The sequence below is a fragment of the Actinoallomurus acaciae genome, from assembly GCF_042429965.1.
GTDB classification, from domain to species: Bacteria; Actinomycetota; Actinomycetes; order Streptosporangiales; family Streptosporangiaceae; genus Actinoallomurus; species Actinoallomurus acaciae.
Window position 1 is genome coordinate 1 of sequence record NZ_JBHLZP010000261.1, and the last position, 11,530, is coordinate 11,530.

The window sequence follows — 11,530 nt, forward strand, 5'->3', positions numbered from 1 at the left end:
CGCTGGTGAAGCTGATGGAGGACCACCGTGACGAGGTCGTGGTGATCGCGGCGGGCTATCCCGGCGACATGGAGCGTTTCGTCGACTCCAACCCCGGCCTGGCCTCACGCTTCACTCGCACGCTCACCTTCGAGGACTACTTCGCCGAGGAACTCGTCAGCATCGTGGAACAACACGCCGAACAGCACGACTACCGGCTGGCCGACGAGACACGCGAGCGGCTCCTCGACTACTTCGAGAACTACCCGCGCGGCGAGCGGTTCGGCAACGGCCGCACCGCCCGCCAGATCTTCCAGCGGATGACCGAACGCCAGGCCGAGCGGATCTCAGAGATCGTGACGCCCAGCCGGCAGGACCTGACCGAGGTACGCCCGGAAGACCTGCCACCGCTCGCCTGAAGAGACCCTGAGAAGAAGAGGAGCAGGCAGTGACAGACGACGGTCCGATCAGAGTCATCGCGGTCCGCGACAGCAAGGACCCCGACGGCCCGAAGCTGTTCTTCAGCGTTCCCGCGTGGCAGGACCTCCTCGCCCGCATCAAGGCCGGCGAGCTGGAGCTTCCGGAGGAGATGCGTGAGGAGCTGGACGGGAGGTTCGTCCAGTGACCGCGCGGCGCCGCCGCTGAACCGCCGAACGCCGGCCCACCCTCATCGGGGCGGGCCGGCATTCGCGGTCGTGGGACGCCTACGCGACGAAGATGTCCACGGGGGGACGCATCTGTGCGCAGGTGTGGAGGACGTCGTGGATGGGGTGGTCCTCGAAGGCTGCGAAGGGTGTGGGGTCGCTGGAGGGCCGATGCTGATCGAGGGCGGGGTAGGTCTGCTGGGTGAGCAGATGGTCGAAACGCGGGGCCCACTTGCGAGCGCCGAGGCGTGCGGTGGTGGAGCAGTTGTCCACGAGATGGGCGATGCCGCGGGCGTGCATGTAGGGGTTGAGGGAGTCGACGGCCTCGATGACCGACTCGTTGGCGATCTCGGAGTAGGGGTGCCCCGAGGCGTTCGCCGGCCACGACCACGCTGCGGATCTCGTTGCCGGAGGCGACCTCGTCGTAGATCTCATGCGTCAGTTCCAGCCCGACCGGATACGCGGCGTTGTAGGCGCGAGCGAAGACCTCACGGTCGTTCTCGCCCAGGCGCTCGTACACTCCGCGGAGGCCGTGGCCGGAGATGATGGCGGAGATGGGGCCGGTGATGGACTCGGCCGAGTGCCGGAACGCCTCGTCGGCGCCCATGCCCTCTTCCTGGAAGCGGCGGAACAGGCTCTCGACCAGCCCGTGCAGGCCCCCCGGCGAGGATCGCGCGCTCACCGGTCAGGTCCGACAGGTACTCCGAGCGCAGTGTGGTCTGGAAGGTGTAGGGGGCACCGAGCCTGACCGACCAGGCCAGCGCCCGATCGGTCGCGCGCCCGGTGACGTCCTGGTGCACGGCGAAGCTGGCGTTGATGCCCGCCCCGTTCACCTCCGCGCCCTGCACGTACAGTGCCCGCACCGAGGCGCCCATGCCCTTCGGCACACGCCCACCACGTCCACCTCGGCCGGGAAGCGCTCCCCCCGATCCGACAGGTGGCCCAGCAGGAACCCGTGCGACAGGCCCAGCGTGGTGCCGGGCCGGAGGGCGGCGAAGATCTGCTCGTACAGCTCGGTCTGCGCGGCGTCGGAGATCAGCAGCAGGCGCCCAGCGCGATGTACTCCTTGTCGAAGACCGAGGACTCGAAGTCCATGGTGTCCCTCTCACTCCGGCTCACTGGAAGTCGCACCCGGGGTTGGGCGCGTCCTCGGACAGAGGACTGCCGTGGGGCAGGACGTACAGAACATCGAGCACGACCGGGGTGTCGCCGAGGTTGCGTCCGATGTGCACGTTGCCCGTGCCGCCCTTCTCGACGAAGGCGCTGCCGCGCGGGTAGACACCGTCCGACATGCAGTCGGAGTGGAAGTGGCTGAGCGTGCCCTGCTTGACCACGGCGTACAGGTTGCCGTCGTGGTAGTGCCAGCCCGTACTCTGGTGCGCGGGAAGGGTGATCTCCCGGTAGATGTAGTCCGTTCCCCCCACGGTCTTTTGAAAGAGGACCGTGCCGGTCACGCCGGGTCCGGGCGGGGTCGCACCGGCCGGGCCGCCGGTGACGCCGTAGACGGCGACCATTGCTCCGACGAGGCCGACGCGAAAAGCGTTACGCATCCGTGTTTTCTGCTTTCTACTTATCGGTCGATCGGCTCGGCCTAGGCGCCGATCTAGGCCGTGTGCCACTTCTGGTTCGAGGTCCCCGAGCACTTCCACAGTTGGAGCGGAGTGCCATTGACCGTCTTATTGTCCTTAACGTCGACGCATTCGCTCGTACCGCTGTGCACGATGTCCAGCGAGCTCTTCAGGACGAAGCGCTGGGCCGCGCCGCCGTTACACGCCGCGGCCACGATGGCGGCGCCGTTCGAGCCTGTGGCGGTCATACAGAGCCCGCCGGAGCGGATCGTCCCTGACGCGAACATCCACTTCTGCCACGAGGCGCCGGTGCAGCTCCAGATCTGGACGGGCGCGTTCGCCCTGCCTCCGCCGCTGATGTCGGCACACCGGCCCGAGGCGTAGCTCACGAGGGAGTGCGACGCGACGGCCAGCGCGGCCACGTGCCGCCTTCCGGAGCTCGCATCGGAGGCAGCGGCCTTGTCCGGTGCCCCCGGGCCCTTGTGCGGCACCGACGGCGTGGCCCTCGGGTCGCTCACCCCGGGGACGGCAGGCGGGGCGATCGGGGAGGGACTCGCGCTGACCGTCGGCGGCACCGAGCCCATCGGCGAGCGGTACGCGGCCGTGGTCTTCGCCCGTCCGCTCGCCTTCCGGTAGGTGGTGAGCGCGCCCACGCCGATCGCGCCGGCCGCGACCAGCGCCACCGCGAGGACACCACCGACGAGAATTCCGGGAATCCCTTTCTTCTCTCCGTCCCCTCTCATACTCGCGGCGAGCATCCGGGCTTTTCTCACCCGGCCTGGATCTTCTGCCATCTCTGATTTCGGCTCGGACATCAACTTCCGTCCCTCGACGTTTTACGCCACCGCATACAACGGTAATGGAAGCGATCGCCGAGAATCGGGAAACCGAGTCGTGATCCCGTGCTCCGATATCGGTCTTGCACTTTCGGATCGATTTCTATGGTCGTTCGCCCGGAGGTCTTACGAGACGCGGATGATGTGCTTGCCCGCCGGGCCGCCGGAGGCCATACGGGCGAGCACCGCGGGGACCTCTTCGAAGGGGCTGACCGTACCGATGGGGGTCCGGATGACCCCGCGCTCGGCCATCCCGAGCATCGTGCCGTACGCGGCGGCGTCCTGGTCAGGAGTCGTGCCGCCCGCGTAGACGCCGACGACCGAGTAGTTGCGCAGCACCATGTCCATGACGTCGACCGTCACGAAGGCGCCACTGGCGTAGCCGGCCACGCTCACGCGCCCGCCGCTCCCGACACCCTGGATCGCGCGGGAGGTCAGCTCGCCGCCGACCGTGTCGAGCAGGACGTCGACGCCGGCGCCGTCCGTCAGGCGCACGAGCTCGGCCGCCACGTCCTGCTCACGGTGGTTGACGCCGTGGTCGGCCCCGTGGGCCATGCAGAACTTCAGCTTCTCGTCGGTCGCCGCCACGGCGATGACCGTGAGGCCGAGGGCCTTGCCGAGTTGGATGGCGGCGCTCCCCACGCCACCGCCCGCGCCGAGGACGGCCAGGGTCTCACCGGGCTCGGTGCTGATCCGCTCGGCCAGCGCCTGGTGCGCCGTCCGGAACGGGATCATGAACCCGGCCGCCTCCTCGGCGGAGAACGTCGAGGGGATCCGCCGCACCTTGCCGGCCCGGAGGTAGGTGTAGTCCGCATAGCCGCCGTAGGTCTCGCCGACGGCCGCCGGAGTGACGCCCATCACCATGTCACCGGGCGCGTACCCGGTCCCCGGCGCCGCCTCGGCGACCTCTCCGGCGACCTCCAGTCCCGGGGTCACCGGCGGGGTCACCCCCGGGTACTGCCCGCGCACCTGGAGAACGTCGGCGAAACCGGCGCCGACCGCCCGTACCCGGACGAGGATCTGCCCGTCGGCCGGTGCGGACCAACGGGTCTCGACCACTGACATGACGTCCTCCGGCTCGCCGAATTCCGTCGCCTGCCATGACCGGCCCTCGTACATTCATCGCTCCGTTCAGTCGATCGCTTTTGTCCTGATTCACGCTAACCGCACTCCGGACACTGATTCTTCCAGCCGGAGGCCAAAATCCCATCGCCCTCCGACTGACCAAAAGTGCCGAGACATGCGCCCATTCGATCCTGGCGAAGGATCTCACGATCACATACGGGAAAGTGTCGCTCCGAGACCATTCCGCCCGTGATTATGATGCCTCCGATTGAGAAGGCAGGGAGTAATTCACATGCCCCACAGAACTCACCGGAGCCAGGCCGCCCTCACGACCGGGCAGCACGTCATCGAGGTCGACGGCGTCTGCCAGGCCTACGAGGTCGCCGGCAACGGCCCCGTCTGCCTCGTACACTCCGGCGGCCCGGGCATCGACTCCGGCTACCTGCGGATGCCGCTGCTCGAACGCCACATGACGATGGTCTACCTCGACCCGGTCGGCACCGGGCAGAGCGACTTCGCCCCGGGCGGGGACTACAGCGTGCCGGCCTACGCGCGGTTCTCCGAGGGCGTGCTCAAGCACCTCGACGTCGACCGGCCCTTCTTCATCGGCCATTCCCACGGCGGCTTCGTGGGACTCGAGGTCGCGCTGCGAAACCCGGGCCTGCTCGGCGGGCTCGTCGCCTACAGCACCGCGCCGCTGTACGGCCCCGCGCTGTTCGAGGAGGCCACACGGCAGATGGACGCGTTCGCCGCGCGCTGGCCGGACCGGCCGGAGGCCGCCGAGGCCGCGCGGGCCTGGGACGCGGCCATGGTGAGCCGCACCGCGACGATCACCGATCGGCGGTCACACCGGGAGTTCCTGCGGGCGATCCTCCCCGCCTGCTTCGCCGACTTCCGCCGGACCGTCGCCGACCGGGGCCCCATCACGCTGGAGGTCACCTACGACCCCGCGCGGGAGAACGGCGAGTGGGACGGCCGCGGCCTGATCGACCGGATCGGCACGCCTACTCTCGTGGTGTCGGGCGCCTGCGATTTCGTCTGCCCCCGCCCCTGGTCCGAGGAACTCGTCGCGAGGATCCCGGCGGCCCGGATGCTGGCCCTGGATCACAGCGGCCACTTCGGTCACCTGGAGAGCGAGCAGGACACGTTCGTCCGCGAGGTCGTCGCGTTCGTCACCGGTTGAGGACGCCCCGGGCCGGTGGGACCGCAGGGACCGATACGGCCCCACCGGCGTCGGGGGATGCGCTTACGCGCCCGGGGCGTCCGGCTCGTGTCCGGGGCAGCAGATCGGCCGCAGCGCGACCGCGAGTGCCTCCCGGTGCAACGCGTCCAACCGGACGCGCAGGTCGGCGGGCAGTCCCGCCTCCAGCGTCTCCACACTGCACGGAGCGGCGGTCCGGCGCGCCGCCTCGGTCAGCTTCAACTGGTGCAGCATCTCGACGGTGATCTCGTCGAGTCTCGGCCGGACGTCCGCATCCAGGTCGGGACGGTCGTGCGGCCTCAGTCCGGGGTTGTCCGCCCAGAGCCGGTGCAGCCCCCGCTGCACGATCTTGTTCGCCTCGATCTGGGCCCGGAAGAAGCGCACGCCGGCATCCGGCCCGATCCCCGCGAACCTCGCCCGGTGGGCGACCGCCTCGACCAGGCTTCTCTCACGTACCGGATCGTCGATGGGATCGCCGGTGCCGAATTTCGCCTGCGCGACTTTGTCCGCCAGGAGAATCCGGCGGGCGACGATATTCGTCAATGCACCGAGAGTCTCCCCCTCGAATGGTGCTCGCACGGATGTCATGTCAATGATTATGGCCGCCTCCGGACAGAATACGGCGCGCTCGGATGAAATACGCCCGAACGTTGCCGGCGGCCTGGAACCATCGGCCGATCATTTTTGTACGAAGAACCATCATCGATGACTCACGAATCTCTTCACCAGGTCCGGGGTGACGGCGAGACGGGAACCGGCGCCCGTCTTCGCCACGACTCCGAGGACGAGGTCCTGCACCGCGTCGCGCGGCAGCGAGAGGGCCAGCCGGATCTCATGGTTCGACCAGCCCGCCGCGACGAGCTCGGCCACCCGGTACTCCGTCCGGCTCAGCCGGTCCGGCGAGGGGCGGCGGCCGTCCGGCCGTCCGATCCCGAAGCCTCCCAGTGCCGTCTCGGCGCGGCGGAGGTCCCACAGTGCCCCGATCTCGGCGTACAGCCCCATGGCCCGCCGCCCGTGGCGTTCGGCCTCGGCGAGATCCCCGGCCCGCGCGAGCAGCACGGAGGCGTCTTCGAGCGCCATCGCGTGCTCGACCCGGCGTCCCGCACCCGCCAGCCGGTCGGCCGCACGCAGCACGGGTCCCGGGTCGGACGCCGCGAGGCCGGTGCACCACCACAGGGCCGTCCGGGCCCGTGCGGGGACGCGTTCGGAGGCCGACCGCTCGCGGCAGACCGTGACGGCGCGCGCCAGGGCCGGGCGATCGCCCACGTCGCGGGCCAGCCGCGCGAGCCGGGGCAGATACTGGTGCGGCGCCATCGTGCCCGTGGTCTCCGGTGAGAGGAGCGGCTCCAGGATCGCCAGCGCGTCCGCCGGACGCCCCGCCTGTTCGGCGGCGATCGCCTTGCCGACCATCGGATAGTCGACGGGCCCGTATGCCGCCGCGCCGGTGTCCATCCTCTTGAGGATGGTCTCCAGGCCGACGGCGTCGTCACGGTGCCCCGCGATGACGGCCCTGAGGCCCTGGGCGCGCTGGAACACACCGGGGCTCCGCATGCAGTGGTAACCGTCGTACAGGGTGTACTCCAGCTCGGCGATCGCGTCGTCCCACCGACCGAGCCAGTACCAGTGCGCCGCCGCCGGCAGTGCGGCTCCCCCGGTGATCCCCCGGCCGGTCGCCAGGGCCCGTGCCGTGGCGAGTGCCCGTCCCGCCTCCTCCAGCCGGTCGAGCTGCTGAAGGCTGAAGACCTTGTCGCCCCACAGGCCGAGTTCGAGCTCGATGGCCTCCGGCTCGTGCGTGGCCCGGACGATGCCGGCCTGAGCGTGCGCCAGCGCCGCCCGGTGGTCGCCGCGCCGCGAACGGAGACGCCACAACGCGTGCCGAGTGTGGGCCGCCGCGAAGGCGTCGTTCCCCCGGTCCGTCCGCCGGAGCTCGGCGCGTGCGGAGTTCAGGTCGCCGTCCTCGGCCAGATCGATCTGCGCACGCAGGGACTCGGCGCGGACGCGCCACCGTGCCCGCAGTCCCGGGGCGCCCAGCAACCGCCGCAGCGCGTCCCTGGCCAGGGCGGTCTCTCCGGCGTCGTGGTGAAGATGGGCGGTCACCAGCCGCATCTCGGTCAGCACCTCCGGATCGGTGGTGGTCCGCTCCACGAAGGCGGCCTCGTTCAGCGGCCTGCGGCCCTGCCTCCACAGGAGCCGGACGAGCAGCGTCGTGAGCACGACGCGGCTTCCGGTCCGCATCCCCGGCCAGTCCAGGGACCGGTTGAGGAGCTCGACGGCCAGCATCGGCGACTCCGCCGCGAGGGTCTTCACGTACGCCAGCAGCCAACGAATCGTCCAGTCGTCCGGAGGCAACGCGGCCAGGAGCAGCTGTCCCGCGACATGGTCCGGCAGGGCCCCGGCGCGGTCCAGCGCCCGGGCGGCCTCGCGATGTTCGAGCGGCTTCTCCGAAGGCGTCCAGGTCTGCGCGACTCCATCCCAGAGCACCGTGTGCGGGAAGGCGAGGCGATGGCCGCTCTCACGCAGAAATCCGTGCTGGGCCGCCTCGCCGAGCAGGGACGACAGGTCGGACAGCGGCTGTCCGGCCACCGCGATGAGGTCGTCGAGGTCACACTCGGAGCCGAGCAGCGCCGCGGTGCGGACGAGCCGGCGGCCGGGCGGCGAGAGTGCGGCCAGCCATCGCTGGACGACCTCGCGCAGCACGCGGTCGTGGGGGCCGGCCCCGAGCTCCACCCGTCCGTCGGCGACCACGAGGAGCGAGGCGGAGTCCAGCGCGGTCAGGACGCCGGCGAGCCGTCCGGGGTTTCCCCCCGCGCACCCGACGGCGTCGAGCAGCCGCGCCCCGGGCGTGGCGCCGGTACGGACGGTGACGAACTCGGTCACTCCTTCGATGTCGAGCGGTTCCAGGCGGAGGACCTCGGCCGTCTCGGCGGACCGGCACAGGCATGGCTGGTTCTCCTCCGGACGACCCGCCGCGACCAGCAACAGCGGCTGGTCCGCGGCGAGCCGGACGAGCCGGCGCCAGGCGAGCACGCCGCCCGGATCGAGGAGGTGGATGTCGTCGACGGACAGGAGCACCGGCCCGCGCCGGCACAGCTCACGGAGCCCGCCGACGATCTCTGTGGGAGGCGGCGCGGACGTTCCGGTCGCGGCGTGCCACACATCGTGCAGCAGGTCCGTCAGCGCGACGCCCGGTTCGGCCGTCAGGCGGAACACGACGCAGCCGGTCTCCTCCACACCCGCCAGGCCGGCGCTGAGCAGTGCCGACTTACCGATGCCCGGACCGCCCTCGATCCAGACCACGCCGCCGCGGCCGGATCGCAGCCCGGTCAGACGCCGGCGCAGGGCCGACCGCGCCGCCGACCGGCACGCGAGCGCACCATGATCGGCGGTGTCGGCGAAACGCTCGCGGAGTTCGCGCAGCCGGCCTCCCGGCGTGAGACCCTGCTGCTCGACGAGGACCGTCTCGACCCGGTCGAACACCTCGACCGCCTCGGCGCTCCTGCCCTGCTCGTGCAGGGCGAGCATCAGCAGGGCGGTGAGCTCCTCCCGCATCGGGTGCTCGGCGACCAGCGGCCGCAACTCCGCGGCGACCTCCGTGGCCCGGCCGCACCGGACGAGGGCGGCGGCCCGCTGTTCGAGGGCACGAAGCCGCAGCTCGGTGAGGCGGTCGCGCTCGGCCGACGCGAAGGCGCCCTGAACGTCCTCCAGAGGGTCGCCGTGCCACAGCGACAGTGCGCGTTCCAGCACGTCGGCGGCCCCGTGCGGGTCGTCCCGCTCGCCGAGGCGGCGTGCGAGGTCGCCCAGGCGGGCGAACTCCTCGACGTCGATCTCCACCGCGGCCGGGTCCAGCCGGTAGCCACGCCCCTCGGTCACGAGGACCCGGCCGCTCCGGTACGGATCGAGCACCTTCCGCAGCCGCGAGACGTAGGTGTAGAGGCTGTCCTCCGCGGAGTCGGGCATGTCCTCTCCCCACACCGCGTCGATCAGCGCCTGACGCGACACGACCCGTCCCGCGTGCAGGGCCAGGACCGCGAGGACGAGCCGCTGCTTGGCCGAACCGGTCGCGCGTTCGCCGTCCGGGCCGATCAGCCGTACGGGGCCGAGGAGCCGGATCCGCAGCCCACGGTCGGCCGCGGCCCGGTGACCTCCGGCGTCCGGCCGTACGGCCGTTGCCGTGACAACCGACATGCCGGCTCCCGGTCAGGCGCCGTCGATCGCGCGCCACGACTCGTACAGCGTGTCGAGCGCGCGCCAGCGGAAGGCGATGCGGTCGTGCAGCGCCTCGGCGTGGTCGGGCAGGTCGGTGTGGCACCACGCGCCGCGCTCCGCCCACTCCCCACCCGCACGTACGGCGTACCACAGGGTCGTTCCGAGGTCACGGCTCTCGGTCACGCGGCCGCTCGGTCTCACCGTGTCCGGCATCGTGTCGCCCAGACGGAAATAGGCCACGGGGAAACGGCCGGGTTCGTGCAGCAGGACGACGTCCTCGCTGTCCACGATCACCCGATCGCCCACCCGCACCTGCATCCGCCGCCGGAGCGGCTCGGCATAGAGCACCCGTTCGAGCACGGAGCCGGACGCGTGGACCCGTCCCCCGCGAGCGCGCGGGAATATCGGTTTTTCCTGCCAGGTCAGGCTCATCAGCACTACCTTCAATCGTCATGCCGCCATTTCGCCGATCCCCCAGGCGGCCGACTCCCGATGATCGTGTGATCGTTAGTTCCATTTCGGCGGTCGCGGCACGGCGCCGCGTCGAGGCATCCCGCGAACGAGATTAGTCGCCGCATAGCGCGTGAACGACACTTTGACCATGAAAGATTTAGTGGCAATCCCTAGATTCTCCGAATGAGAACCCCCGCTCTATCGTTCGATACCGACGTCCCTCGGTGACGTCCGTGTCCCCGCGACCTCGTCCGGTGCGACGGCCTCACGAAGCGCCCGGAGCGTGGCGTCGTCCAGTGGCGTCGCCCCGCCGTCGACGTTGGCCGCCAGGTGCGAGCGGCGGCGTGTGCCGGGGATGGCCACGACGTCCCGTCCCTGGCCGAGCGCCCAGCCGAGGGCGAGCCGTCCGCTGTCGGTCCCCCGCTCGGCGGCGATTCTCTCGACGCGCTCCAGCAGGGCGAGGTTGGCCCGCAGGTTCGCGTCGTCGAAGCGCGGGAAACCACGGCGCAGATCGGCCTCGGCGAGGACGCCCTCCGAACGGACGGCACCGGTCAGGAACCCCCGGCCGAGGGGCGCGTACGCCACGAACCCGATCCCCAACTCGCGCACGGTGGCCAGCACGCCGTTCGTCTCCACGTCCCTGCTGAACAGCGAGTACTCGGTCTCGACCGCGGACAGCGGGGCCGCGCCGTGAGCCCGGCGGATCGTCTCCGGCCGGGCCTCGCTGATGCCGAGATAACGGATCTTGCCCGCGGTGACCAGCTCACCGAGGGCCCCGAACGTCTCCTCGACGGGCACCCGCGGGTCGACGCGATGCTGGTAGTACAGGTCGATCCGGTCGGTGCCGAGGTGACGGAGGGAGCGCTCCACACTGGCCCGTACGTACTCCGGGCGTCCGTTCGCGCCGCCGAGCACGGTGCCGTCGTCGGCCAGCTCCGCGCCGCCGAACTTGGTCGCCACGACCGCGTCGTCCCGGCGTCCCGCCAGAGCGCGCCCGAGCAGGCTCTCGTTGGCGAACGGGCCATAGACGTCGGCCGTGTCGAACATGGTCACACCGAGGTCGAGCGCCTCCTTGATCGTCGCGATCGACTCGGCCTCATCGGCCGGACCGTACGCCCCCGTCATCCCCATCGTGCCCAATCCGATCGCGGACACGACGAGTCCCCGATCACCGACCGAGCGTCTTTCCAGCATCATCACAATTTCCTCTGCCGTGAATCAGTAACGGGAAAAGCAAATCATGGACGCCCGGCGTTCCCGTCCATTAAGCCCGGCCAACTATTACCTAGGTATGCCAGTGCTACTCTCGGCGAATGGCCGGTGCACACGGGACCAATGCCCGCCGAAACGAGGAACTCGGGTCGTTCCTCCGGGCGCGGCGCGCACGCCTCGACCCCGGCGACGTGGAGCTGCCGTCCGAGGGGCGGCGCCGCGTCCCGGGCCTGCGCCGCGAGGAGGTCGCCCAGCTCGCCGGGGTGAGCCCCGACTACTACACGCGCCTGGAGCAGGGTCGTCAGCCGACCGCCTCACCGGCGGTCCTCGACGCCCTGGCCCGCGCGCTCCGGCTGTCCGCCGAGG

General features: G+C 70.6%; 12 protein-coding genes and 2 pseudogenes. 4 read left to right on the top strand and 10 right to left on the bottom strand.

What is annotated here, in order from left to right; translation table 11 throughout:
• Both ACFFNX_RS29095 and ACFFNX_RS29100 read left to right on the top strand, forming a co-directional pair.
• A partial coding sequence (locus ACFFNX_RS29095) for a P-loop NTPase family protein (RefSeq protein WP_512699864.1) occupies window positions 1–398 on the top strand: 398 nt, incomplete at its 5' end.
• 29 nt (window positions 399–427) lie between these two features.
• On the top strand, window positions 428–604 hold the full coding sequence (locus tag ACFFNX_RS29100) for a DUF397 domain-containing protein (RefSeq protein ID WP_378208905.1): 177 nt from the start codon (window positions 428–430) through the stop codon (window positions 602–604).
• Window positions 605–683: 79 nt separating this feature from the next.
• On the opposite strand, the gene ACFFNX_RS29105 is transcribed toward ACFFNX_RS29100, so the two are convergent.
• The 6 genes and pseudogenes from ACFFNX_RS29105 to ACFFNX_RS29130 form a co-directional block, all read right to left on the bottom strand.
• Window positions 684–1,058 carry a hypothetical protein gene (locus tag ACFFNX_RS29105; protein ID WP_378208907.1) on the bottom strand — a complete coding sequence of 125 codons (375 nt, stop codon included), beginning with the start codon at window positions 1,056–1,058 and terminating at the stop codon, window positions 684–686.
• A pseudogene (locus ACFFNX_RS29110) lies at window positions 1,036–1,230 on the bottom strand (hypothetical protein); the annotation flags it as partial. The pseudogene ACFFNX_RS29110 and the gene ACFFNX_RS29105, both read right to left, overlap by 23 nt.
• Before the next feature lie 139 nt (window positions 1,231–1,369).
• Window positions 1,370–1,498 (bottom strand): annotated as a pseudogene (locus tag ACFFNX_RS29115) (hypothetical protein); the annotation flags it as partial.
• A 240-nt stretch (window positions 1,499–1,738) separates the two neighbouring features.
• Window positions 1,739–2,173: a cupin domain-containing protein gene (locus tag ACFFNX_RS29120; RefSeq protein ID WP_378208909.1), complete on the bottom strand. Its 435-nt coding sequence runs from the start codon at window positions 2,171–2,173 to the stop codon at window positions 1,739–1,741.
• 53 nt (window positions 2,174–2,226) lie between these two features.
• A complete protein-coding gene (locus ACFFNX_RS29125; protein ID WP_378208911.1) occupies window positions 2,227–2,934 on the bottom strand; it encodes a ricin-type beta-trefoil lectin domain protein in 708 nt (235 codons plus the stop codon).
• Window positions 2,935–3,153: 219 nt separating this feature from the next.
• Window positions 3,154–4,146, bottom strand: coding sequence for a zinc-binding dehydrogenase (locus ACFFNX_RS29130; protein ID WP_378208912.1), 993 nt, complete (start codon window positions 4,144–4,146; stop codon window positions 3,154–3,156).
• Window positions 4,147–4,384: 238 nt separating this feature from the next.
• Here ACFFNX_RS29130 and ACFFNX_RS29135 point away from each other — a divergent pair, with 238 nt between their 5' ends.
• Entirely contained in the window at window positions 4,385–5,275 is an 891-nt protein-coding gene (locus ACFFNX_RS29135; protein WP_378208914.1) for an alpha/beta fold hydrolase, read from the top strand.
• Between the two features lie 63 nt (window positions 5,276–5,338).
• Here ACFFNX_RS29135 and aroQ read toward each other — a convergent pair whose 3' ends face one another.
• From aroQ to ACFFNX_RS29155, 4 genes are all read right to left on the bottom strand, one after another.
• A complete protein-coding gene (gene aroQ / locus ACFFNX_RS29140) occupies window positions 5,339–5,836 on the bottom strand; it encodes a gamma subclass chorismate mutase AroQ (protein WP_378208916.1) in 498 nt (165 codons plus the stop codon).
• Between the two features lie 156 nt (window positions 5,837–5,992).
• Window positions 5,993–9,478: an ATP-binding protein gene (locus ACFFNX_RS29145; protein WP_378208923.1), complete on the bottom strand. Its 3,486-nt coding sequence runs from the start codon at window positions 9,476–9,478 to the stop codon at window positions 5,993–5,995.
• A 12-nt stretch (window positions 9,479–9,490) separates the two neighbouring features.
• Window positions 9,491–9,931 carry a DUF427 domain-containing protein gene (locus ACFFNX_RS29150; protein WP_378208925.1) on the bottom strand — a complete coding sequence of 147 codons (441 nt, stop codon included), beginning with the start codon at window positions 9,929–9,931 and terminating at the stop codon, window positions 9,491–9,493.
• 219 nt (window positions 9,932–10,150) lie between these two features.
• Window positions 10,151–11,149, bottom strand: a complete 999-nt coding sequence (locus ACFFNX_RS29155) for an aldo/keto reductase (RefSeq protein ID WP_378208927.1) — start codon at window positions 11,147–11,149, stop codon at window positions 10,151–10,153.
• A 116-nt stretch (window positions 11,150–11,265) separates the two neighbouring features.
• Here ACFFNX_RS29155 and ACFFNX_RS29160 point away from each other — a divergent pair.
• Window positions 11,266–11,530: helix-turn-helix domain-containing protein (locus tag ACFFNX_RS29160; RefSeq protein WP_378208929.1), on the top strand; the 265-nt coding region annotated here is incomplete at its 3' end.